The 22,401-nt window shown below is 61.0% G+C and carries 23 protein-coding genes and 1 pseudogene; 18 read left to right on the top strand and 6 right to left on the bottom strand.

The window, feature by feature from the left end:
• The first annotated feature begins 19 nt into the window (after positions 1-19).
• From FHS09_RS20135 to FHS09_RS20100, 8 genes are all read left to right on the top strand, one after another.
• Positions 20-1,324, top strand: coding sequence for a copper oxidase (locus FHS09_RS20135; protein ID WP_183463288.1), 1,305 nt, complete (start codon positions 20-22; stop codon positions 1,322-1,324).
• Positions 1,325-1,393: 69 nt separating this feature from the next.
• Entirely contained in the window at positions 1,394-1,774 is a 381-nt protein-coding gene (locus FHS09_RS20130; protein ID WP_183463286.1) for a hypothetical protein, read from the top strand.
• A gap of 103 nt (positions 1,775-1,877) precedes the next feature.
• Positions 1,878-2,369 (top strand): DUF411 domain-containing protein, encoded by a 492-nt coding sequence (locus FHS09_RS20125; protein ID WP_183463284.1) that lies wholly within the window; start codon positions 1,878-1,880, stop codon positions 2,367-2,369.
• Positions 2,370-2,384: 15 nt separating this feature from the next.
• Positions 2,385-4,403, top strand: a complete 2,019-nt coding sequence (locus tag FHS09_RS20120; RefSeq protein WP_183463281.1) for a copper resistance system multicopper oxidase — start codon at positions 2,385-2,387, stop codon at positions 4,401-4,403.
• A gap of 13 nt (positions 4,404-4,416) precedes the next feature.
• Positions 4,417-5,157, top strand: a complete 741-nt coding sequence (locus tag FHS09_RS20115; protein WP_183463279.1) for a copper resistance protein B — start codon at positions 4,417-4,419, stop codon at positions 5,155-5,157.
• Positions 5,158-5,283: 126 nt separating this feature from the next.
• Positions 5,284-5,508: a hypothetical protein gene (locus FHS09_RS20110; RefSeq protein WP_183463276.1), complete on the top strand. Its 225-nt coding sequence runs from the start codon at positions 5,284-5,286 to the stop codon at positions 5,506-5,508.
• Between the two features lie 11 nt (positions 5,509-5,519).
• Positions 5,520-6,041 carry a c-type cytochrome gene (locus tag FHS09_RS20105; protein ID WP_183463275.1) on the top strand — a complete coding sequence of 174 codons (522 nt, stop codon included), beginning with the start codon at positions 5,520-5,522 and terminating at the stop codon, positions 6,039-6,041.
• 14 nt (positions 6,042-6,055) lie between these two features.
• On the top strand, positions 6,056-6,550 hold the full coding sequence (locus FHS09_RS20100) for a YybH family protein (RefSeq protein WP_183463273.1): 495 nt from the start codon (positions 6,056-6,058) through the stop codon (positions 6,548-6,550).
• Here FHS09_RS20100 and FHS09_RS20095 read toward each other — a convergent pair.
• The gene (locus FHS09_RS20095) at positions 6,526-6,999 is read right to left on the bottom strand and encodes a site-specific integrase (protein ID WP_281383191.1); all 474 of its coding nucleotides are present in this window, start codon (positions 6,997-6,999) and stop codon (positions 6,526-6,528) included. The two genes, FHS09_RS20100 and FHS09_RS20095, sit on opposite strands and share 25 nt — an antisense overlap.
• Positions 7,000-7,225: 226 nt before the next feature.
• On the opposite strand from FHS09_RS20095, the gene FHS09_RS20090 reads away from it, so the two are divergent.
• Positions 7,226-7,492, top strand: coding sequence for a hypothetical protein (locus FHS09_RS20090; RefSeq protein ID WP_183463327.1), 267 nt, complete (start codon positions 7,226-7,228; stop codon positions 7,490-7,492).
• A complete protein-coding gene (locus FHS09_RS23450) occupies positions 7,410-7,742 on the top strand; it encodes a YceK/YidQ family lipoprotein (protein WP_183463269.1) in 333 nt (110 codons plus the stop codon). Before FHS09_RS20090 ends, FHS09_RS23450 begins: the two co-directional genes overlap by 83 nt.
• A gap of 37 nt (positions 7,743-7,779) precedes the next feature.
• On the opposite strand, the pseudogene FHS09_RS22965 reads toward FHS09_RS23450, so the two are convergent.
• Positions 7,780-7,964: pseudogene (locus FHS09_RS22965) on the bottom strand (transposase); the annotation flags it as partial.
• On the opposite strand from FHS09_RS22965, the gene FHS09_RS22960 reads away from it, so the two are divergent.
• Positions 7,952-8,311 (top strand): hypothetical protein, encoded by a 360-nt coding sequence (locus FHS09_RS22960; protein ID WP_246395166.1) that lies wholly within the window; start codon positions 7,952-7,954, stop codon positions 8,309-8,311. The pseudogene FHS09_RS22965 and the gene FHS09_RS22960 overlap by 13 nt on opposite strands.
• Positions 8,312-9,594: 1,283 nt before the next feature.
• Here FHS09_RS22960 and FHS09_RS20075 read toward each other — a convergent pair.
• Genes FHS09_RS20075 through FHS09_RS20065 form a run of 3 tightly spaced genes read right to left on the bottom strand, consistent with a single transcriptional unit; the run spans position 9,595 to position 10,875 of the window.
• The gene (locus FHS09_RS20075; protein WP_183463267.1) at positions 9,595-10,092 is read right to left on the bottom strand and encodes a YHS domain-containing protein; all 498 of its coding nucleotides are present in this window, start codon (positions 10,090-10,092) and stop codon (positions 9,595-9,597) included.
• Between the two features lie 23 nt (positions 10,093-10,115).
• Positions 10,116-10,370, bottom strand: coding sequence for a DUF5676 family membrane protein (locus tag FHS09_RS20070; protein WP_183463265.1), 255 nt, complete (start codon positions 10,368-10,370; stop codon positions 10,116-10,118).
• A 46-nt stretch (positions 10,371-10,416) separates the two neighbouring features.
• Positions 10,417-10,875, bottom strand: a complete 459-nt coding sequence (locus FHS09_RS20065) for an ATPase (protein ID WP_183463263.1) — start codon at positions 10,873-10,875, stop codon at positions 10,417-10,419.
• Between the two features lie 148 nt (positions 10,876-11,023).
• Here FHS09_RS20065 and FHS09_RS20060 point away from each other — a divergent pair, with 148 nt between their 5' ends.
• The 7 genes from FHS09_RS20060 (at position 11,024) to FHS09_RS20030 (ending at position 20,320) form a co-directional block, all read left to right on the top strand.
• On the top strand, positions 11,024-13,303 hold the full coding sequence (locus FHS09_RS20060; RefSeq protein WP_221192157.1) for a copper-transporting P-type ATPase: 2,280 nt from the start codon (positions 11,024-11,026) through the stop codon (positions 13,301-13,303).
• Positions 13,304-13,321: 18 nt separating this feature from the next.
• Entirely contained in the window at positions 13,322-14,446 is a 1,125-nt protein-coding gene (locus tag FHS09_RS20055) for an acetate/propionate family kinase (protein WP_183463261.1), read from the top strand.
• Positions 14,443-16,899: a phosphoketolase family protein gene (locus tag FHS09_RS20050; protein ID WP_343057530.1), complete on the top strand. Its 2,457-nt coding sequence runs from the start codon at positions 14,443-14,445 to the stop codon at positions 16,897-16,899. Before FHS09_RS20055 ends, FHS09_RS20050 begins: the two co-directional genes overlap by 4 nt.
• A gap of 166 nt (positions 16,900-17,065) precedes the next feature.
• Positions 17,066-18,364 carry a DnaT-like ssDNA-binding domain-containing protein gene (locus FHS09_RS20045; RefSeq protein WP_183463259.1) on the top strand — a complete coding sequence of 433 codons (1,299 nt, stop codon included), beginning with the start codon at positions 17,066-17,068 and terminating at the stop codon, positions 18,362-18,364.
• Between the two features lie 22 nt (positions 18,365-18,386).
• A complete protein-coding gene (locus FHS09_RS20040; RefSeq protein WP_343057529.1) occupies positions 18,387-18,926 on the top strand; it encodes a replication protein P in 540 nt (179 codons plus the stop codon).
• Positions 18,927-19,058: 132 nt separating this feature from the next.
• On the top strand, positions 19,059-19,769 hold the full coding sequence (locus FHS09_RS20035; protein ID WP_183463255.1) for an outer membrane beta-barrel protein: 711 nt from the start codon (positions 19,059-19,061) through the stop codon (positions 19,767-19,769).
• A gap of 83 nt (positions 19,770-19,852) precedes the next feature.
• On the top strand, positions 19,853-20,320 hold the full coding sequence (locus FHS09_RS20030; protein WP_183463253.1) for an REP-associated tyrosine transposase: 468 nt from the start codon (positions 19,853-19,855) through the stop codon (positions 20,318-20,320).
• Positions 20,321-20,386: 66 nt separating this feature from the next.
• Here FHS09_RS20030 and FHS09_RS20025 read toward each other — a convergent pair whose 3' ends face one another.
• Positions 20,387-22,321 (bottom strand): phytase, encoded by a 1,935-nt coding sequence (locus tag FHS09_RS20025; protein WP_183463250.1) that lies wholly within the window; start codon positions 22,319-22,321, stop codon positions 20,387-20,389.
• Positions 22,322-22,401 lie beyond the last annotated feature (80 nt).

Here is a 22,401-nt window from a genome sequence, read left to right as displayed (position 1 = left end):
GCAGCAGCGGAGGCTCAATATGATTTCGCGGCGGAGATTTTTGCAGGCCGGCGGCCTGGGTTCACTGGGGGCGGCGCTCGCCGCACAGGCAATAGAAGATGGCACCTATCCGCCGGCCGCGGCGCAACCGAAAGCCGCAAGAGTGCCCGTTCATGCGCCGGTGCGCACCCTCAACGGCTGGACTCTGCCCTATGTAATGAAGGACGGGGTCAAGGAATTCCATCTGGTGGCGGAGGAGTTCGAACACGAGTTCGCCCCCGGCACCGTGGCCAAATGCTGGGGCTACAACGGCACCACCCCCGGGCCCACTATCGAGGCGGTGGAGGGCGACCGGGTGCGCATACTGGTGACCAACCGCCTCGGGGAGCACACCACCATCCACTGGCACGGCATCATCCTTCCCAGCGGCATGGACGGTGTGGGCGGCGTGTCGCAGCCACATATCCAACCCGGCGAGACCTTCGCCTACGAGTTCACCCTCAAACAGCACGGTACCCATATGTACCACCCCCACGCGGATGAGATGGTGCAGATGGCGGCGGGCATGATGGGAATGTTCATCATCCACCCGCGGGAACCGGAACCGGTACCGGTGGACCGCGACTACTGCCTGCTCCTGCACAACTGGATGGTTCACCCCGGCACCTACCGGCCCGACCCATCGGTGATGGTGGAATTCGACCTGTGGACCTTCAACAGCAAGGTGTTCCCGGCCATCGATCCCATAGTGGCGCGCACCGGCGAGCGGGTGCGGGTACGCATGGCCAATCTGTCCATGTGGAACCATCCCATCCACCTGCACGGGGCCCAGTTCTATGTCACCGGCTCCGACGGCGGCCGCTGGCCCCGTTCCCAGTGGCGCAGCGAGGCCACCGAAATCGTCGCCGTGGGCCAGACCCGCGATATCGAGTTCACCGCTGTCCCCGGCGACTGGGCCTTCCACTGCCATATGGCCCACCACACCATGAACGCCATGGGCCATGAGATCCCCAACCCCTTGGGCGTGGATCAGAGCGGCGTTGCGGACGAAATAAAAAAGATGTTGCCGGGCTTTATGCCCATGGGCCGCTACGGCATGGCGGAACACCAGGAGCACACAGAGATGGGCCTCCCGGGACCGGAAAACACCCTGCCGATGTTGGTGGGGGTGGGCCCCTACGGCAATATCGAGATGGGCGGCATGTTCACCCTGGTCAAAGTGCGCGATGACCTGGAGCCGGGGGACTACCGCGACCCCGGCTGGTACAAAGCGCCTCCCGGCACCGTGGCCTGGCGCGTGAGTCGCGATCCCGATTTCGGCGAGCCGCCGCGCCGGTCCGGATGAGAACCCCGCCTTGCCAAGACGGTTGCGGGCATCTAGGATAACGCAGGCTTCGACCTATCGGTTTTCCCTATGCGCACGCCGGCTGCCATGACACTGCTGCTGTTGCTGCTCCTGGCCATCGCTGGCCGGGCGCTGGCGGCGCCCTGTGCCGAAATGGATAGTCACGACGAGGCAGTACAGGCCCCCGCCGAGTCTATGCTCGGGATGGACCACAAGATGCACTGCGACGAAGCAACGGCGACCAGTCACTGCAGTGAGACCACTGCGGCCAGTGAGAACCCGGACTGCGACCAGACCTGCGGCTGCTGCCCCGGCCACTGCGCCGGCGCCCTGCCCGCCGGCGACTTCCAGGCCGCCGCGCCGCTGCGCACCACCCAGGCCACCGCCTACGCGGAAATCAATTCCTCCCCCGAGCCCGAAACGGCCATTCGCCCACCCATCCACCCCTGACACGGGGTTGGTGCGCCCATCGCTGGCACCTTTCTTTATTCCCTGATTCCCGCGCGCCCGGAAAGCGGTGCGCCTGTCCAATGACCTGAAATGAGGCCATTCCATGAACCGTAAACTGTTCGCCGCCTGCCTGGGCGGCCTTACTCTGCTGGCACTCTCCGCCTGCGCTAAAGACAACTCCGCCGACAACACTGCCGCTGTCGAATTGACCACCTACAAAAGCGCCACCTGCGGCTGCTGCAAGCTCTGGGTAAAGCACGCCGAAGACCTCGGCTTTGCCGTCACCGCCCGCGATGTCGACGACCTGGGCGCAGTGAAAAACCGTCACGGTATAGATCCCCAATTCCAATCCTGCCATACCAGCGTGACCGGCGACGGCTACGTTTTCGAGGGGCATATCCCGGCAAAACTGATCCGCCGCTTCCTGCAGAACCCACCCGTCGGCGCTCGCGGCCTCGCGGTGCCGGCCATGCCCCTGGGCAGCCCGGGCATGGAGTACAAAGACAAATTCACCCCTTACCAGGTATGGCAGCTCAACCGGGACGGCAGCCGGGAGGTCTACACCGAAATCACCACCGCCGCGGAACAGTTCTGAGGTCAATAAATAAAAATGAAAAAACCGAATAACGGCAGAATCCAATTGCCACAACTGTCCCGGCGTACTTTTGTTACCGGCCTCGCCGCAGGCGCTGTTACTGGCGCCGCCGCCAGCGCCCTGGCCCTGCCGAGCGGCCTGCGCGCCGCTTCCCCGCGACCGGAACCCCGCCAGGTGGTGCAGACACTGCGCGGCAATCACTTCGACCTGGGCATCGACTACACCAGGGTAAACTTCACCGGCCGCGAGCGGCAGGCCACCACGGTCAACGGCAGCTTGCCGGCGCCGATCCTGCGCTGGAAAGAGGGGCAGAAGGTCACCCTGAACGTCACCAACAACCTGGCCCACGACAGCTCCATCCACTGGCACGGCCTTATCCTACCAACCAATATGGACGGCGTACCCGGGCTCAGCTTCAACGGTATCCCGCCGGGGGAAACCTATCGCTACGAGTTCGAAGTCCAGCAGAGCGGCACCTACTGGTACCACAGCCACTCCGGCTTCCAGGAACAGACCGGCCTCTACGGCGCCATCGTAATCGACCCGGCAGAGCCGGACCCGGTGGCCTACGACCGCGAATATGTCGTACTGCTATCCGACTGGAGCGACGAGTCGCCGCTGGAGATCTACGGCCATCTGAAAAAGGAAAGCCACTACTACAACTTCCGCCGGCGCACCGTGGGCGACCTGTGGAGCGATATCCGCGAAAAGGGCGTGGCTCGCACTTTCCGCGAGCGCGGAATGTGGAACCGGATGCGCATGTCCGATACCGACATCTCCGACGTGACTGGCTACACCTACACCTACCTGATGAACGGCCAGACCCCGGACGATAACTGGACTGCGCTGTTCAAACGCGGGGAGAAAGTGCGCCTGCGCTTTATCAACGCCGCCGCCATGACCATCTTCGATGTGCGCATCCCGGGCCTGAAGATGACCGTGGTGGCCAGCGACGGCCAGAATGTCGAGCCGGTTACCGTGGACGAATTCCGCATCGGCGTGGCCGAAACCTACGATGTGATCGTCGAGCCCGCGGACGACCGCGCCTACACGCTGTTCACCCAGGGCATCGATCGCACCGGCTTCGCCCGCGGCACCCTCACCCCGGACTTGGGCCTGTCTGCGGAGGTGCCCGCGATGGACTACGCACCGGTGTTGACGCACCGCGACATGGGGATGGGACACGGGGACCACGGTTCCCCCCGGGATCGCGGAGCTCCAGCTCCGCATACGGGCCACAGGCCCGCCGCGAGCTCCGGGGAAATGCACGGCGGCATGGATCACAGCCAACACGGCGGCATGGGCAGCATGGATCACAGCCAGCACGGCGACATGGGCAACATGGATCACAGCCAGCATGGCAGCATGAATTCGATGGATCACAGCCAACATAGCCCGGGTTCCGATACCAACTACAGCCCGTACGGCGGCCGCGGCAATCTGGGCGGTATGCAGGGCGTGTGGTTCACGGAAGACCTGGGCCGCGCCGGCCATGGCAGCAACAAACCCATAGTGCACCTGCCCAGCGAGTTCGCCTACACGGTGGACATGCGCGCGGAACAGCCCATGGACGGCCTGAACGATCCGGGCATCGGGCTTCGCGATCACCAACAGCGCCACGGCCGCCGCGTCCTCACCTACGGAGATCTGCGCAACCTCACTCCGACCATCGACAGGCGCGAACCGGAACGGGAACTGCAACTGCACCTCACCGGCAATATGCACCGCTATGTCTGGTCCATGGACGGCATCCAGTTCAATGATGCCGAACCGCTGATGCTCAAGTACGGCGAGCGGATCCGCATCACCCTGGTCAACGACACCATGATGACCCACCCTATCCACCTGCACGGGATGTGGAGCGAACTGGAAACCGGCGATGGGAATCGTATTCCGCGCAAGCACACGATACTGGTGCAGCCGGCCGCCAAGATCAGCTACTTGGTCACCGCGGACGCCTACGGCCGCTGGGCCTACCACTGCCACCTGCTGTTCCACATGCCCGGTATGTTCCGCGAAGTCCGCGTGGTCTGAGGAGATGAAGGCAATGAAAAAAATTATTTTACTGGCCGTGCTGGTCGCATCTGGTGCCAAGGCGCAAACCGCTTATCACCACGACAAGCACGAAGACGCCGATATCCCGGATCATGTGATGGATCACGAGAAGCTGTTCACCATGGGCAAGCTGGACCAGTTGGAAGTGCGCGAAGAGGACAGCGATGCGCTCAAGGGCGACCTCTGGTTCGGCGGCAACCGGGACAAGCTGTGGCTCAAAGGGGAGTGGGAACGGGAGGACGGAGAAACCGAGAATGCGGAACTGCAGGCGCTCTACAGCCGCGCGGTTGCGCCCTTCTGGGACCTGCAAATGGGTCTGCGCCACGACTTCAGGCTGGAAGACGGGCCGAGCAAGAACTGGGCGGCCATCGGCTTCCAGGGGCTGGCGCCTTACTTCTTTGAAGTGGACGCGGCGCTGTTTGTCGGCGAGGGCGGCGACAGCGCCATGCGCCTGGAGGCCGAGTACGAACTGCTGTTTACCCAGCGATTGATTTTGAGCCCGGAAATTGAACTCGATTTCTACGGCCAGAACGACCCGGCCACCAACACCGGCTCCGGCCTCTCGGACATGGAAGCCGGCCTGCGCCTGCGCTACGAAATCACCCGCCAGTTCGCGCCCTATATTGGCGTACACTACGAGAAGAAATTCGGCGAAGCGGCCAGCTTCGCGCGCGCGGATGCAGAAAGCGTCAGCGACACCACGTGGGTTATCGGCCTGCGCGCCTGGTTTTGACGGACTTGACCAACGCACCCTTGTAGGAGCGGCCGTTGGCCGCGATCAGACTTTCCGACCGGCAAGATTGATCGCGGTCAACGGCCGCTCCTACACCCATAACAAATGCTCAGGAGAATATAAATCATGAAAATTTTTACCCCCCTCTTGATAGTCACTTTATTGCTCACCCTAGCGGCCCAGGCCCACGACCCAAGCCAGCACAAAGACAAAGCAGAAAAACCCCAGTGCGCCGCACTCAAAGACATGGATATCAAAAAAATGGACAAACAGGACCCGGTCACCCAGGCACTGATCAAGAAATGCATGAAACAGCTGCACCCGGAAGAAAAACCTGAAACAGAAAAATAAGGGAGCCTACAATGGCGACGATAAAAACCCTGTTGCTCGCCACCATTGCCCTCTGCATCGGGCTGGCGGCATTCATCTACTCCGGTGCCTATCCCGTGGGTGCCGATGTACCGCACACCGCATTTACCAACTGGGTGCTGGAAACCCTGCGCGACAGATCCATTGAGCGCGCATCGAAGGATATACAGGTACCGGACCTGGACGACCCGGAACTGCTGATCGAAGGCGGCCCAGATTACAACGAGATGTGCGTCGGCTGCCATTTAAAACCTGGTGGAAAGGAGAGCGAACTCAGCCAGGGCCTCTACCCGGCGCCACCCGACCTCACCAAGCGCGCCAGCGATCCCCGCCGCCAGTTCTGGGCAATCAAGCACGGTATCAAAGCCTCCGGCATGCCCGCCTGGGGTCCCACCCACGACGACCAGCGCATCTGGGCCATGGTGGCCTTTCTGCAAAAGCTGCCGGAGTTGACGCCGCAGCAATACCAGATACTCACCGCGCGCGACGAAGAGGCCCCCGACCACCACCACTGACCAGGAAAAACACAATGCAAAAACTATTCAAGGCTCTCTGCGCTTCGGGATTTTCAGTTTTACTGGGCGCAATACCTCTCGCCGCCACCGCCCACGGCGACAAACCCCACGGAGAAAAAGATCCGGCGATGTTTTCCGGACTGGAAACCGGTGCGGGAAAAACCGTACAGAAATTCCACCGCGCGTTGCGCGAAGGCGACGAGGAAGCCGTACTGAGTGTACTGGCAGACACAGTGGTTATTTTTGAAGGGGGATCGGTAGAGCGCTCGGCACAGGAATATGCCGGCCACCACCTGCCAGCGGATATCACCTTCCTGAAACAGATGGACGTCTCCCAGCAGGAACTGCAGGTACGGGAGGGAGAGGACCTGGCCTTCTCCTACGGACGCTCACGCCTGAAAGGTGATTCCAACGGAAAGGCCCTGGACCTGCAAAGCATGGAAACCCTGGTGCTCAAACGCAGCGGCGGTGAGTGGAAGATTGTTCACGTGCACTGGTCGAGCAAATAAGCCCGGGAGCGCGGAGCTCCAGCTCCGCTTGCGAGCCGGAGGCTTGCCCAGCAGGACTGATGGTGGGGCCTGGACCCGCAAGCGGAGCTGGAGTTCCGCGTTCCCAGGGTATAGCAACTGGCCTTTTTGTAAATCCGCGCCTCAGCCAGCGCCCGCGCAACCGAACGGCGAACCACCTGGCTGCGCGGGTCCAGCGCGCGATTGGGCGCAGGGAACACATACTGCCACGCCGGGCTTACCGGCGCATTCAGCGCCGTCTTCTGTGTATTGATTGCAACCGATCGATTATTAGTCAGGAGACTCAGCCATGCCTCCACCTCCGCCGCCCCCATCATCTCCGGATGACGCTTGTCGTGAAAGCGGATGAACTCCCGAATCCACCCGCAATAGCTCTTCTCCGTGCGGTAAGCCATATGCCGCGCCCGCATAAACGCCCGCAGCCGGTCCATTAAACGTACGGGCCGGGCAGGTAAAGGGACTGGAACATCAATCATCGGCGACTCCCTGCCTGATGCATGAAGGGAATACTGGTTATATACACAATATTGGCGGCACAAGTGCCAATGGAAAAATGATCACCGAGGCCGATATCTCAGCGCAGAATTCGCAATTTCCAGAAATCACAATAGAAACAAGCGGTTACACTTCCCCTCTGGAAATGGGATAGGACGCACGGTGATCACTTTGCCAAAAGCGGGAGCCATACAAGAATCTTCTACAACCTTGACCTCGCGGGGCTTTGCGGGCATTCTGTGCGAAATTTCACCAAGAGATATCGGCCTGGGGCAAAGTGGCCTTGGAGGCCACTATATAAATGTTATTTGCGTTTTGATGAATTTTTGTAGTAAGCAGGTAAACAATGAACAAAATATGTATGTCGTTAGTGGTAGTAATTTTAAGCGGATGTGGAACTGTAAAATCTCTGCAATCGGAAAACAATGAGATCTCGATGTACCACAAAGCTGTCGTTACAAATTGCACAGAGTTACCGTACGTTTATAGCGGCGTTCTTTATGATGTATGTCTATTGGATTCCAAAAAACGCAGAAAAAGATCTTTTTCTCTCCACTATAATTTTGCTCAGTTAGCGCCATTCGATATTATTCTATCCGGTGCCGCAGATACGTTAATACTTCCGCTAAGGATTTATCAGCAAAGTAAATATGGAAATATGACGGTGAGAGACTACTAAATCGCTTAGTGTCAACTTTGAACCGCGACAAAAATAATTAGACATAATATAGCTCCTCGGGCGACCGATATTGGTGTCGTTTTCTCGGCCTGGAGTTCAGTTCATCAGCAATACGGTCGCACTGTTGTTAGGTTAGATTTTCCATAGAGTGCCTTTGGGAATATATTGGCGAATCAGGCCGTTGGCATTTTCATTGCTTCCTCGCTTCCATGAGTGGTAGGGATATTAATTCGGGCGAACTAACAAGCGCCTCCACACAGACGCCCAAACCTACGCTCTTTTTGTGGGTTTCACTGCGCTCACTTTACCACAAAAAGCTCTCCGGTTTGGGTGCTGGTGAGCCGGGCGTTCAGGCTGAAGAAAAACTGGAGCATGAGAACAATATGGAAGATAATTTAATACAGGTTGGAGGCCAATATTTTGTTGGCTGGGGAACACTGGCACTCATTAACTGTGTGCTTGCGCAAAGCAAAAATAGAAGCGGACTACTCTGGTTTATAATTTCTCTATTTATTGGTCCAATAGCAACCTTTCTGTTGGCAGTTTTAGAAAAGCCAAAAGAAAAATGAGAGGTAAAGATGCAGCTAATAAGAAAATTATGCCGCTGATTCGCAGTGATGGAAAGCTGGATGGAAAGTTTGATCCATCAGCGGGGAAAATCTGTCCGGATTGCGGCCATCAGATAAAGAGATCCCGACCAAACTGCTTTTGGTGTGGTGCCAGTCTCCAAGGTATCGGCTGATCTCTGTTTGTTTACAAGGCACGCAGCCACGTCTTATTTTCTACACGGTCGCTGCGCTCCCTTTTTTGGTGCAAAAAATACCCAAATCAAGCCGTGTCTGATTGCGGTGTTACAGGTCAAATAATAGCCGCAAATGCGGGCGTTGATAATCACTTACAGTCATGAGAAATCTTCTGTTTTCATTAATATTTATCCCGTTAAGCTCTCTAGCCAATGAAATTCGGCCATTCGAATCTGACGGGTGTAGCTCTTTTCCAAATGGTAGCCTTGAACACAATGAATTATGGCTGTCGTGCTGTGTCGTTCATGACTATGCTTACTGGAAAGGCGGCACATACCAAGATCGCCTGGCTGCAGATAAGGCGTTAGAAGCTTGCGTATCTGCTGTAGGAGAGCCAGAAATTGCTCTTCTTATGCTCGCTGGTGTTAGAGTCGGTGGTACTCCATATCTTCCCAGCAGGTTTCGTTGGGGGTATGGCTGGCCTTTTCCAAGGGGTTATAAGATATTAACTGAAGACGAAACAATGCAAATAAAGGTAATGGAAGGTGATCAATAATAAACGAAAGGAGACTCTGAATCACCGACCTGATCCTTACGACCTTCGATTGGGTTCCGAAACACCGCGGGTTATGTGCGTGACATATGTGTGCGTTATGCAGGATCATGGTGAACAGTACGGCAAGCGCTAGGCCATTCTGCTATTGGTTCATTACTTTGAAGAAAATGGCGGCTGTCAACCATGAACAGGTTACTGATATTGTTATTGTTGTTGGGGATCGCAGCATGCAGTAATAGAGCGATATATGACAATATGCGTATCCATCAGCGGAATGAGTGCATCGAGGAACCGCCATCACGCCATGAGGAGTGCATGGAGCATGCAAATAAATCCTATGAGGAATATGAGCGTGAGCGTAGAGAACTGTTAGAAAAATAGACTCTGACGATAAGAAAAAAAAAGATGGGTGGTTTTGGTAGTTGGCGCCAGCGGATCTGCCGAGGCGAAAAAGAATGGAACTCCGTAGTCGTTCGCCAGAGAACAGGCTACTACAAGAACCGGTTAACTAAACAGTACTGGCTCAAGGAGAGGTTTCCAGCTTCACCACCTTTCAGGCGCGGTAGTGACTGGCCAGATGCGCGAGATTGTCCAGCTCGCACTCCTCGCTGTAATGAATCATCGCCCGAAGAATCCTATCCGCCATTCCATCGCTCAAATCGCCAGTTTCCCCGGCAATTACCGCCTCGATATCGCGCAAGGAAACCTGCATCAGGTCGTAGGCCACGGCTATCTCGTCGCCACTGATTTCCACGGATTCGATACCCATCAGAGACTCTATAGCTTCCCTGACCTCGGGCAGCCGCTGCCGGTCAACCGGCTCAACCAGTTTGATCCTGTGGGATTTCCGCACCACCTTGCCCCTCTGCTTTTCCGAGAGACCGTGGGTCGGATCGCCCACATACAGGTGAGGCCATTTTTTGAAGCGCTCCTGGCAGTGCTCCGAGCAGAACGCATAGCGGATGTGGAGGTGGCTCCAGGGGTGGGAATCCTCCGTCACCACCTGTCCGCATACAGGGTCCTGCCGCAGTCTCAGGTTCAGTTCCGCCATTATTATTATCCCGTCGTAAAAAGTCAGATCAATCGGTTGTAAATCCATGCCAGTAGCCAACCAATGAAGCCGGCGGTAATCACCCAGGCGATCAGGCCGACAAAAACCCCCTTGGCAGTGAGATGCCAATCCATATCCGTGATATCCATATGCAGCATATCGCCGGACACACTCATTGCCATGCCGGGGAGAAGCATCACCAACAGGCTGCACAGCAGCCAGGCGATTCCGAAGCTGAGCCCGGAGGCGATACCGAATTTACAGGCGTGCAGTTTCATTGCTGGGCTCCTTTTTCAACAGGTTGAACAGTTCGATCGTTTCCATTTACATCTCCTGCATCCGGTTGGCACCCTGGCTCATCTGCCTGGCCGCCTGCTCCTCCAGCGATTCCAGCTCTTCCATCAGCTCGCGGGTGGCTTCAATGTCCGCCCTGGCGTGGAGGTAGCGGTAGAGGTCGATCACCTGCTCGTGCTGGTCGGTGATAACACCCATGATTTCATCCGGTTGGAGATCCTGGAAAGGCGCGTCGCAGTGCGCGCTGTGCAGAATCGGATGCTTTTCCATGTAGTCGTAGCACCAGGTATTCAGCGCTCTTGTTTCCGCGGTTTCCACGAACCCGGAAACTATCTGCGAAAGCTCCTGCTCGTGCCGCGCCAGATAGTCGAGCAGCATCTTGGCGCGGGAGTTCTCATTGTTGAGCGCGCAATGGTGCAAACAATCGGATAAATTCCTGTGGAACTCCCGGGTCCACACCAACACATCCTTCAGGGTTTCAACTTGCATCACCGCTCTCCAGTGATGATGTGGAATTTGACGCAGAGTTCGGTCGCACAAATGCCGCGCCTTCAACAAATTGTAGCAACCGCAGCGACTAGTCTATTACTCTTCAAACGACCACCACCGTCGGTAAAACGTGCCGGGGAACCCCCTTATGCCGCAACACTCACACTCTTCCGGACAGAATTCCCGCCACCGCTCCGACAGGGAGGACAGCGCCGGCTACACCTGCCCGATGCACCCGGAGGTCGAATCGGAAGGCCCGGACAGCTGCCCCAAATGTGGCATGGCACTGGAGCCAAGGGCTCCCGCCGTCGGGGCGACCGAATGGGTCTGCCCCATGCACCCGGAAATCGTGCGCAGTGAACCCGGCGACTGCCCCATCTGCGGTATGGCGCTGGAACCGCGCAGCGCAACTGCCGAGGAGGAGAACCCGGAACTGAAGGATATGCGCCGGCGCTTCTGGATCAGCGCCCTGCTAACGGTTCCGGTGGTGCTGCTGGCGATGTCCAAATTCATCCCCTTCCTGCCGCTGCACGAGTGGATTCCGCCCAGGGTCGGCGGCTGGTTGGAGATGATCTTCGCAACGCCGGTAGTGCTATGGGGCGGCTGGCCCTTCTTCGTGCGCGGGGTGCGCTCGGTGATCACCCGCCAGCTGAATATGTTCACGCTGATCGGCCTCGGGGTCAGTGTGGCCTATTTCTACAGTGTGATTGCGCTGCTGTTTCCCAACTACTTTCCGCAGTCCTTTCGTGAAGAGGGCGGCATGGTCGGCGTCTATTTCGAGGCTGCCGCAGTGATCGTCACCCTGGTACTGCTCGGCCAGGTGCTGGAACTCAGGGCGCGCAGCGCAACCAACGCCGCCATCCGCGCGTTGCTGGAGCTGGCACCGAAAACCGCACGGCGGATCAATGACGATGGCAGCGAGGAAGACGTTTCCCTGGATCGGGTAAAAGCCGGCGACAAGCTGCGGGTCCGCCCCGGCGAAAAAATACCGATCGACGGCAAAGTGCTGGAGGGACGCTCCAGCGTGGACGAATCGATGATCACCGGCGAGCCGATTCCGGTGGAGAAGACCGAGGGAGAAAAAGTGATCGGCGCCACAGTTAACAGCACCGGCGGCCTGGTGATCGAGACGGAGCGTGTGGGCACTGAGACCCTGCTCGCGCAAATCGTGCAGATGGTCGCAGAGGCGCAGCGTTCCCGCGCGCCCATCCAGAACCTGGCGGATGTGGTAGCCGCGTATTTTGTACCCGCGGTCGTGATCATCGCGCTGATCAGCTTTGCGGTCTGGATCACCATCGGTCCGGAGCCGCGCAGCGCCTATGCAATGATCAACGCGGTGGCGGTGCTGATCATCGCCTGCCCCTGCGCCCTCGGCCTGGCCACCCCCATGTCGATCATGGTGGCCACCGGCAAGGGCGCCGGGCTCGGTGTGCTGTTCAAAAACGCCGAGGCGATCGAGACCCTGCGCCGGGTGGACACCCTGGTGGTGGACAAGACCGGCACCCTGACCCTGGGCAAGCCGCGGCTGGTCGGCGTCGAGCCCGCCGGGAATTTCGACGAGGAGTCGCTATTGCGCATGGCCGCCTCCCTGGAACGCGGCAGCGAACACCCCCTGGCCGCGGCCATAGTGCGCGGCGCCGAGGAAAAAGATATCGAACTGGCGAAGGCCGAGGATTTCGACTCGATCACCGGCAAGGGCGTGCGCGGGCGCGTGAACGGTAAATCCGTGGCGCTCGGCAACAGAGCGCTGATGGAGGACCTGAGGATAAATATCGACGGCCTGTTGGACACCGCCGAATCCCAGCGCGCCGAGGGCCAGACCGCAATGTTCGTCTCGGTGGACGGCGAGCCAGCCGGACTGGTGGGCGTCGCCGACCCGATCAAGGACTCCACCCCGGAAGCCATTGAACTTCTGCACAGCGAGGGAGTGGAAATCGTGATGATCACCGGCGATAGCCGCACAACCGCCGAGGCGGTGGCGCGCAAGCTGGGTATCGACAAAGTATTCGCGGAGGTGCTGCCGAACGAGAAGGCGGAGTCCATCAAACGCCTGCAGGGAGAGGGCCGTATCGTCGCCATGGCCGGCGACGGCATCAACGACGCGCCGGCGCTGGCCCAGGCGCAGGTGGGCATCGCCATGGGTACAGGCACCGATGTGGCCATGGAGAGCGCCGGAGTCACTCTGGTCAAGGGCGACCTGCGCGGCATAGCCCGGGCCAAACGCCTGTCCCACGCGACCATGCGCAATATCAAACAGAACCTGGTGTTCGCCTTTGTCTACAACGCCACCGGCGTGCCCATCGCCGCCGGTGTGCTCTACCCGGCCTTCGGGCTACTGCTGTCGCCGATGATCGCGGCCGCCGCCATGGCCGCAAGCTCGGTGTCGGTAATCGGCAACGCGCTGCGCCTGAACCGCAGCGATGTGTAACGGGACGGGAGAGCCGATATGGCGCACCCTCTTCGCGAACAACAGGCACTCGCGGTCAACCTCGGCAGTTCATCGCTGAAAGTAACCGGCTTTGCCCGCGAGCCAAGCCACTCCTGGGAGCACCTGCTGTATCGCAACTGGCCGCTGTCGGAGGCGGACCCGGAAAAGATCGCAGAACTGCTCGCCGATTCAGGAATTCGCGAAGACCAATTGCTATGCATCGCCCACCGCTATGTGCACGGCGGCGCACTGCTCTCCCGCAGCGCGGTGCTGGACGGTGACTTCCTCGAGCAACTGGAGTCCACCGCGGCACTGGCGCCGCTGCACAACCCCCCGGCGCTGAAATGGATGCGGAAATTCCTGCGCCTGTTTCCCTCGGCAACACAAATTGCCGTTGCCGACAGCGGTTTCTTCGCGGACCTGCCGGAAGCCGCCCGGCGCTACCCGCTGCCCGCGGAGCTGGTCATCGAACACGCGCTGCGCCGCTACGGCTTCCACGGCCTGGCGCACGGCGCCATGTGGCGCCGCTGGTGCGAAATCACTGGGCGCAGCCGCGGGCGGCTGATCACTTTGCAACTGGGCGCGGGCTGTTCCGCGGCGGCGATCAAAGACGGCAAGCCACTGGCCACCTCCATGGGCTTCACCCCGCTGGAGGGCCTGGTGATGGGCCGGCGCGCCGGCGACCTGGACCCGGGGCTGCTGCTCTACCTTCAACAGACAGCCGGGCTCGAAGCCGCAGCACTCGACGAGATGCTGAACCGCCGCGCGGGGCTGATGGCCCTGGCGGGCAGCGACGATATGCGCACACTGCTCGCGCGCGACGACCGCGAGGCAAAACTGGCGGTGGATATTTTCTGCCGCGGGGTACGCAAATATATCGGCGCCTACCTCGCGGAACTGGGCGGCGCCGACGCGCTGATCTTTTCCGGCGGCATCGGCGAGCACCAACCCCAAGTGCGCGCGCAGATACTGGCACCGATGGAACCGCTCGGCTTTCCCCTCGATGCCGCGGGCAATGCGGCGGCGACCTCGGGGGAGGCGGACATCGGCACCGCGGGCGCGGATATCCGCGTGCTGCCCGCAGACGAAGCGCGGGAACTGCTGCTCAGCGCCGAACAACAACTACAGGGAGGAGGCTCGTGAACCCGACACCATCGCGCGAGAATCATCAACGGCACCGGGACGAGCGCCTGGCGCGCAGCTACCGCGGGCACGACCGGGAATTTGCCGCCTGGGCGGAGGGCATCGAACTGATCCGGCATCGCGCCGACACCCAGGTCAGGGTGTTCCGCCTCGCCTGCGACCTGGAACAGCGCGGCGCGGTGGCCGACAGGGCCGAAGTCTTCCGCCTGCTGGCGGCGGCGGACCGGCTGACCCGCGCGGCCATGTGGCTGGTGGTGCACATGACCTACGCGAAACAGGTTTACGCCGACGGCCGTACCCTGGCCCCCGGTGATTTCAAGGCGGACCCCCAGGGCCATACCGGCGGTTCACTGAACATGGTGCCCGCCTACATCGGCTACCTCGCGGCCAATGCACTCTGCGGCATCACCCGCAGTTGGCTGATGGGACAAGGCCACTGCGTTGCGGCAATCGACGCCTGTAACCTGCTGGTGGGCAATATGGAAGAGGCCCACGCCGCCCGCTACGCCTGGACCGATGCCGGACTCACGCAGTTCGTGCGCGATTTCTACGCCTACGCCATCGACGCCCGCGGCCGGCCCGCCTCGCCCCTGGGCAGCCATGTGAACGTAAACACCGCAGGCGGCATTTCCGAGGGCGGCTACCTGGGCTTCGCCGAATTGCAGTATGTGCATATGCCGCTGCCGGGGGAGCGGCTGGTGGCCTTCCTCAGCGACGGCGCCTTCGAGGAACAGCGCGGCAGCGACTGGGCGCCGCGCTGGTGGCGCGCGGAGGATTGCGGACTGGTCACGCCGATCATGATCGCCAACGGACGGCGCATCGAGCAGCGCTCGACCCTGTTCCAGCAGGGCGGCGTGGAGTGGTTCGCGGCGCACCTGCGCCTGAACGGATTCGACCCGCTGCTGATCGATGGCAGGGACCCGGCCGCCTTCGCCTGGGCCATCCTGGAGGCGGAGGAGCGGCTGCTCGGCTGTGCGGATGCCGTGGCCAACGGCTCCGGCGGTTACCCGGTACCGCTGCACTACGTCATCGCCGAGGCGCCGAAAGGCTACGGCTTTCCCGGCGCCGGCACCAACCGCGCCCACGGGCTGCCGCTTCAGGGAAATCCGGCGGAGGACAGCAGCGCCCGCCGGGAATTTACCGACGCCGCCGCCAAACTGTATGTGGAAACGGAGAGCCTGCATCGCTCACTGCCTTATTTCACCGCGCACGCGGCGCAGGGTCGGGCGCTGGAAAAAGACCACCCGCTGCACAGGCGCAGCGTCACCCTGAAGCACGCCCCTGAACCGGACTGGCGGCCCGCCGGCGGCCGCGAGTCGCCGATGGCGGCGCTGGATGGCTATTTCGTCGCACTCGCCGACGCCAATCCCGAGTGGCGGGTGCGCGTGGGCAACCCCGACGAACTGAGCAGCAACCGCTTTTATCGCACCCTGGAGCACTTCCGCCACCGGGTCTTCCAGCCGGAGGCCGGCAGCGACGAGGCCATCGACGGCGCGGTGATCACTGCCCTCAACGAGGAAGCGGTGGCCTGCGCGGCGCTGGGCAACAAGGGCGGCATCAACCTGGTGGTGAGCTACGAGGCCTTCGCGGTGAAAATGCTCGGGATCATGCGCCAGGAGATCATCTTTGCCCGCCACCAGAAAGAGGCCGGAACGCCGCCGCAGTGGCTGTCGATCCCCTTCCTGCTCAGCTCCCACACCTGGGAAAACGGCAAGAACGAACAGTCCCACCAGGACCCCACCCTCTGCGAGGCGCTGCTCGGCGAGATGTCCGACACCGGCGTGGTGCGTTTCCCCGTGGATGCCAACAGCGCCCTGGCCGCGCTGGCGAACTGCTACCGGCGGCACGGCGAACTGCACGCGATGGTGGTGCCGAAACGGAAATTGCCGGTGCTATTGGACGAAGAGCAGGCCCGGCGCCTGGTCCGCGACGGCGCCCTGCGCCTGCTCGGCAACGCGGACGCGCCGGTGCGCCTGGTGGCCGTGGGCGCCTACCAGCTGCAACAGTGCCAACTGGCCTGGCAGCGGCTGTCGGAGTACGGCGTCGATGCCGCGCTGGTCTGCCTGCTGGAACCCGGTCGATTCCGCCGGCATTTCCGCGACGAACTGGAACGGCAGGCGGGCGCGAACGCCCAGCTCGCGGCGGAGCTGTTTCCGGAAAACGCAACCGCCACCCTGGTCGCCAGCCACACCCGCCCCGAGGCCCTCGCCGGGCTGCTGCCGGGCAACGCGTTACTGCTCGGCTACCGCAACCGCGGCGGCACCCTGGATGCCGAGGGCATGCTGTTCGCCAACGGTTGCAGTTGGCTGCACCTGTTGGTCGCGCTGGCCGGCGCGCTGGACGTTCCACTGTCCGAATGGCTGGGCACGAACGAACTGGCGGCTCTCACCGGCAGTGAAGATCCGCGTCCGCTGCTGCGCGTGCGGGAAGTCGCCGCCGGGGGGCGGCTTTGACGTTGCGGAGTTTCCCTTCGCTCCTACCATCCGCATGCGGAGCTGGAACTCCGCGGTCCCGGGGGCCCCGAGCGACTCGCGCCCATTCCTGGCGCCCGTCCTGCGGGCCCCTTCGGCGTCCAAATTCGTTCCCGGCGGATTTGTCCCCAGTGTTATCATCCCGCGCATGAAACACCCCCTGCTCCCGGAAAGACCCCTGTGCATCTCCCCCACCCTGGCCGCCACCCTCGGCCTGGAGGAGGCGGTATTGCTCACCGCCCTGGGGGACCTGCTGCCGTTCCTGCCGGTGGAGCCCCATCCCGGGCGGGACTGGTACACAGCCGAAGGCGAGCAGTTGCAGCAGTTGCTGCCCTTCTGGGAGCCGGCGGATATCCAGCGGGTGGCCACCAGCCTGCGCAACCAGGGTACCCTGCTGCTGGGCGCGGCGCCCTACGGCAGCAGCCACACCCTGAAATTCTCCCTCGGCGGCGGCGATGGGCGCGCGGCCGAGACTCCCGCCCGCCGCAGCGCCAACACCATCTCCCCCAGTTGGCAGCCGGACCGGGAAACCCTGGCGCGCATCGCCCAGTTGGGGGTGCCGGAACACTTCGTGCGCGAGCAGTTGCCGGAGTTCGTCACCTACTGGCGCGAGCGCGGCGAGTCCCGCCACTCCTTCGGCTCCCTGTTCCTGAAACAGGTAAAGAGCAAGTGGGAGGCCTACCGCGCCACCACCCAGCGCAAGCAGCCGCTGCCCCCGGGCTGGCAGCCGGACGGGGAGACCCTGCGAAAACTGGCGGACGAGGGCGTGCCCAGCACCTTTGTGCAGCGCTGCCTGCAGCGCTTCGTGGACTACCACCGCTCCAGCGGCAAGCACTCCATCTCCTGGGAGTTGGAGTTCAACGACTGGGTGCTGGAGGACTGGGAAAAACAGGACACGCCCTTTATCGAAAAGGCCAAGCCGGTGGCCATGAGCCGCGACTGGCAGCCCAGCGAGCACACCTGGGAGCAGCTGCGTCGCCTGGCCATCAACCCCGCTTTCGCCGCCGAGCTGCTGCCGGAATTTATCTACAAATGGCTCGAGCGCGGCGGCCACAGCGCCCGCTGGGGCGAACTGTTTATCGAATACGCGCGCGAGGAATGGGCCTACTACTGCCAGGGGATCGAAAAGAACCCGGTGGCCAAGCCCATTACACGCAACTGGCAACCGGGGGTGGACTGCTTGAGTCACCTGGTGAACCAGTGTGAAATAGACCGCGACTTCGCCCTCTCCCTGGTACCGGAATTCCGCATCTACTGGCGCGACCAGGGCGCCGCGCGCAAGAGCTGGGACGCCGTCTTCGTGCGTCACGCGCGCCACCAGTGGGCGGAGCGCAACAAGCTGGCAATAGGACACGCATATGGCAAGCCACAAAACACCGCTGACTCGACAAACCAGCGCACCCGCGACAGGTCCATCGGCGACATCCTCACAGACACAAACTGGTAGTGAGCTGAACGAGAAAAAGCGCGTGATCAACGAGGTCTTCGCGCTGTTCAAACTGAATTACCACAACCAGTTCAGCGCTGCCTTTCCCGACACCGACACCCTGCACCACGCCAAGCGCCTGTGGCTGGAGGCGCTCTCCGCCTTTGCCCCGGAGCAGATTATGGCCGGCGCCAAGCGCGCCATACTGCAGAGCGAATACCTGCCCACCGTGCACAAAATGCTCACACTCTGCGCGGCGGGTGAAAACGGCCTGCCGGAATCCCGCGCCGCCTACCGCGAGGCCTGCAACGCTCCCAGCCCCAAGGCCAGCCACAACTGGAGCCACCCGGCGGTGTACCACGCTGGGCGCGAGGCCAACTGGTTCTTCCTGGCCAACAACCCGGAATCCGTGGCCTACCCGGTGTTCGCCGAGCACTACCGTAAGATCTGCGCGCGGGTGCTGGAAGGGGAACAACTGGCGCCGCCACGACAGGAGAAACTGGAACAGAATCCAGGGAAACCCCTATCCAAGGCCGAGAATGCGAAAAAGCTCGCGGAATTGCGCGCGGAATTAAAGCTGTAATGATTTGACCTTGTAGGAGCGGCCGTTGGCCGCGATTGGCCTCAGATATTAATCCAATCCGATCGCGGCCAACGGCCGCTCCTACAGCGGAGAAAACAAAGAATAATTCACAACAACCCAGCAGGTAACGCCATGAACAGGCAACTCTTTCTGCTAGTGGTACCCGCCCTGGCGCTCGCCGCGCCGACACAGGCCGATTTTTATTCCCATCGTTACACCGGCGTCAGTTACAGCGACCTGGACATCGAGGGTTTCTGCGAGGCCGGCAACCAGTTTGTGCAGGGCCTGAACAATCCGGAGCGCGCAGCGACCAACGGCGGCTGTAGCCAGGGCGGCAGCGGCTGGAAAATCTACGGCGGCTGGCGCTGGAAACCCGAAGTAGCGGTGGAGCTCAGCTACCAGCAGCTCTCGGACAACCAACTGGATTTCCGTCTGGATTTCCCCACGGGCGAACACCTGGAAATAGGGGACAAGATCGAAACCCAACTGATCAACGCCTTCGCCGTGGGGCACTGGCCCATCGGCGGGGGCTTCAGCCTGTTCGCCAAAGCCGGGGGCGGATTCTGGGCATCGAAACTGTCCGAAAACCAGTCCGGCGAGCTGCTGTTTATCTTCGAAAATGAAGAGGGCGAGATAGAAGAAGAACTGATAGCCGTCAGCGGCAGGGTAGAGGACAGGGACACCGGCTTCCACTGGGGCTACGGTGCCGGTATCAGCTACCGCTACCGGAACAGCTGGACCATACGCGCCGAGTGGGAGAGTTTTTCCGATGTGGGCAGCGGGGATTTTCGGGGGAGCTTTGATGTGGAGACGGCGTCTTTGGGGTGGAGTATGCATTTTTAAGGAAAGCCGATCGCTCCTACAGGGGTGAGAAATACCATGTAGGAGCGGCCGTTGGCCGCGATCTGAATCGGAAAGGATACAGAATGGCTGAATACAAACCTGGCCATCAAGCGCTGCGCAAAGGTCGTTTTTCAGCTTCCAATCAAATTTACCTGGCGACCGCCACAACATACGAACGAAAACCCATCTTCAAAAGCTGGGATTCCGCACGTTTAGCCTGCGCCTGTTTCGAAAATCGATCGATATTGAAAAACTCCGAAATATTGTCCTGGGTGCTGATGCCAGATCATGCACACTGGCTAATTCAATTGGGAGAAAATGCGGATTTAAGTGAACTGATCAAGAAAATGAAATCTGCCAGTGCATTGTTGGTCAATAAATCCACCTCCGCCTCTGGGCCTTTGTGGGACAAAGGTTTCCACGACCGCGCCCTCCGTAAGGAAGAGGATATAGTGGCGGCAGCACGATACCTTGTTGCCAATCCACTGCGCGCCGGTTTGGTCAAAAGAGTAGAGGATTATCCGTACTGGAATGCCATTTGGTTACGCTGATCGCGGCCAACGGCCGCTCCTACAGAGTTGAAACACACCTTGTGGGAGCGGCCGTTGGCCGCGAACTCACTGCAATTCCAACGTCTCAGCAATATCCCCCCAGGAAACCAGCTTGAAGTTCTGCGACGCGCTGGGCATGCGGTTGCGGCCGTCCTGTACCACCAGCAGGCCGGCGGGGTAGTCCGGGCCCAGGGGGGCGCCGGTGACTTCCAGGCCGTCGGTCTCTGAGCTGCCGTCCAGGGTACGGTCCAGGTTGATATCCACGAGGAAGTTGCCGATAAATTCACTGCCGTCGCGACTGAACAGCGCGTAGCTGTTGTTGCCCTGGCTGGAAACCACCAGGTAGCCGCGGTCGCCGCTGCGATAGAGACCGATACCCTCGACATCCGCCACCAGGTGTTTGCCGTCCGCCGCGGCCACCAGTTGCGGCTCGGCACTGCCGGCCAGGAATCCGGCGATATCCAAGCGCCATACGCCGCGGTCCTCTTCGCCGAAAAACAGCGTGCCGCGCTCGTCGTCCACCACGCAGCCTTCCACCTGGCTGCCCACTTTCAACAGGGCGCGGGGCTGCAGTTTCCAGTCGAGGCCGTTTTCACCGAGGAGGATTTCCGCCAGGTGCAGGTCACCGTCCTTGTCGGATATCCACGCCAGCACCTTGTCTCCCTCCCGATACAGGCACAGGCCGTAGGGGTCATCCAGTTCCATCTCGCGCAGACCCAGGCTGTCCACATTTCCCCCCGCGGTAATGCCGAAAAGGCTGATACCCGGGGTGGTGCGGTTGGACGCGGCGGCCAGGGCGGCGTACTTGCCTCCATTTACCGGTCGCAAATCCACATTGTTGACCCGGCCCACCGGAAACTGCTGGAGCAGCTTGCCGGAGAGGTTGTAGATATTCAGGCCGCTCTTCTTGTCCGTGCCCAGGATCAGACTGGCGGCGGCGTCCCGCGGGTTGACCCAGATGGCCGGGTCGTCTGCGGCGTCACCACCGGAGGCCACCGGTTCCGTCTGCGCCCTGGCGGGCACCCGGGGCATTTTCGCCGGCGCGCCCAGCGCCTGGATTTCCGCGGTCGGCTGCGGCAGTTCGACGTCGTAGCGTTGCAGAATGTCGCTCTCCTCTTCCAGCGCCAAGAGCGCGCCGCCCTGCACCGCCACGGATACCGGCTGAATGTTCGCCAGCAGCTTTGAGAAAACCGGTGTTCTCTCCTGTGTACTCAGGTTGTAGGCCAGCGCTCGCCCGCCGGCGGTAAGCCACAGATTGCCGTCGGCGCCCAGCCAGAAGCCGCCGAATGCCTCGCCCAGTTCCGCGGCTGGGGCGAAGACACGACGCTCTTCGTCCTTTTCCGCATCCGCGTTCAGGCTCCAGATTCCCAGCGGCGGCTGCGCCACCAGCAGCAGGCCGCGGCCGTCGTCCACCGCGCAGCTGTTCACCTGCTCGCCGAAATACAGCGGGCGCACCTCAGTAAACAGCCAGGCGCCGTCCCGCGGGTGCACCACATATTCGCGGCCGAGGCCGGTCTCGTCGATGGCGAACAAATGGGTGCGGCCGGCTTGGCGGGAAAAGCACAGTGCCGCCTGCGGTGCACTGCTCCGCTGGGCGCCCAGGTATTTCAGGCCGGGCCGCTGTGTGCCGGCATCCAATGCCAGCTGGCGCAACTGTATTTCGCCGCTGTGGTCGTCGAAGGCCGCCACCAACCAGCTACCGTCGTCCAGGGCCTGCAGGGCAAAACGCTCGACACTGCCGCCGTCCAGTGCCGCGGCCTCACCGCCGTTGCTGTCGATCAGTACCAGGCCGCGCACTTCGCTGGCCAGCAGGAGGTACTCTTTGCCACCCAGCATCAATGGCGCCAGCTGGCTGGAAATCACGCCGGATAGCGGAATTTCCTGCACCGGCTCCAGTGGGCGGGAAGCAATGCCGGCCGCATCGGGCAGCCGGTCGCAGGCACTCAACAGGGTGCCGAGCGCGCACAGCAATACGGTTTTCTTGAAAATTTTTCGCGCCATTTTTTTAATCTTTACGGAATTTGTGATGACAAATTTACGCCATTTTTATGGCAAACAGATGACTGCTTGAAGATAGCAAA

Origin of the sequence: Microbulbifer rhizosphaerae (genome assembly GCF_014191725.1) — a bacterium.
In the GTDB taxonomy this organism is placed as follows: Bacteria; Pseudomonadota; Gammaproteobacteria; order Pseudomonadales; family Cellvibrionaceae; genus Microbulbifer; species Microbulbifer rhizosphaerae.
The sequence above is the reverse complement of the archived record's forward strand: the minus strand, read 5'-3'. Positions and strand labels throughout refer to the sequence as shown.

Excerpts from the sequence above, each read along its gene's own strand:
- FHS09_RS20135 (WP_183463288.1), top strand. The coding sequence starts at position 20 with ATGATTTCGCGGCGGAGATTTTTGCAGGCCGGCGGCCTGGGTTCACTG.
- FHS09_RS20130 (WP_183463286.1), top strand. The coding sequence starts at position 1,394 with ATGCGCACGCCGGCTGCCATGACACTGCTGCTGTTGCTGCTCCTGGCC.
- FHS09_RS20125 (WP_183463284.1), top strand. The coding sequence starts at position 1,878 with ATGAACCGTAAACTGTTCGCCGCCTGCCTGGGCGGCCTTACTCTGCTG.
- FHS09_RS20120 (WP_183463281.1), top strand. The coding sequence starts at position 2,385 with ATGAAAAAACCGAATAACGGCAGAATCCAATTGCCACAACTGTCCCGG.
- FHS09_RS20115 (WP_183463279.1), top strand. The coding sequence starts at position 4,417 with ATGAAAAAAATTATTTTACTGGCCGTGCTGGTCGCATCTGGTGCCAAG.
- FHS09_RS20110 (WP_183463276.1), top strand. The coding sequence starts at position 5,284 with ATGAAAATTTTTACCCCCCTCTTGATAGTCACTTTATTGCTCACCCTA.
- FHS09_RS20105 (WP_183463275.1), top strand. The coding sequence starts at position 5,520 with ATGGCGACGATAAAAACCCTGTTGCTCGCCACCATTGCCCTCTGCATC.
- FHS09_RS20100 (WP_183463273.1), top strand. The coding sequence starts at position 6,056 with ATGCAAAAACTATTCAAGGCTCTCTGCGCTTCGGGATTTTCAGTTTTA.
- FHS09_RS20095 (WP_281383191.1), bottom strand. The coding sequence starts at position 6,999 with ATGGACCGGCTGCGGGCGTTTATGCGGGCGCGGCATATGGCTTACCGC.
- FHS09_RS23450 (WP_183463269.1), top strand. The coding sequence starts at position 7,410 with ATGAACAAAATATGTATGTCGTTAGTGGTAGTAATTTTAAGCGGATGT.
- FHS09_RS22960 (WP_246395166.1), top strand. The coding sequence starts at position 7,952 with ATGAGTGGTAGGGATATTAATTCGGGCGAACTAACAAGCGCCTCCACA.
- FHS09_RS20075 (WP_183463267.1), bottom strand. The coding sequence starts at position 10,092 with ATGGCGGAACTGAACCTGAGACTGCGGCAGGACCCTGTATGCGGACAG.
- FHS09_RS20070 (WP_183463265.1), bottom strand. The coding sequence starts at position 10,370 with ATGAAACTGCACGCCTGTAAATTCGGTATCGCCTCCGGGCTCAGCTTC.
- FHS09_RS20065 (WP_183463263.1), bottom strand. The coding sequence starts at position 10,875 with ATGCAAGTTGAAACCCTGAAGGATGTGTTGGTGTGGACCCGGGAGTTC.
- FHS09_RS20060 (WP_221192157.1), top strand. The coding sequence starts at position 11,024 with ATGCCGCAACACTCACACTCTTCCGGACAGAATTCCCGCCACCGCTCC.
- FHS09_RS20055 (WP_183463261.1), top strand. The coding sequence starts at position 13,322 with ATGGCGCACCCTCTTCGCGAACAACAGGCACTCGCGGTCAACCTCGGC.
- FHS09_RS20045 (WP_183463259.1), top strand. The coding sequence starts at position 17,066 with ATGAAACACCCCCTGCTCCCGGAAAGACCCCTGTGCATCTCCCCCACC.
- FHS09_RS20035 (WP_183463255.1), top strand. The coding sequence starts at position 19,059 with ATGAACAGGCAACTCTTTCTGCTAGTGGTACCCGCCCTGGCGCTCGCC.
- FHS09_RS20030 (WP_183463253.1), top strand. The coding sequence starts at position 19,853 with ATGGCTGAATACAAACCTGGCCATCAAGCGCTGCGCAAAGGTCGTTTT.
- FHS09_RS20025 (WP_183463250.1), bottom strand. The coding sequence starts at position 22,321 with ATGGCGCGAAAAATTTTCAAGAAAACCGTATTGCTGTGCGCGCTCGGC.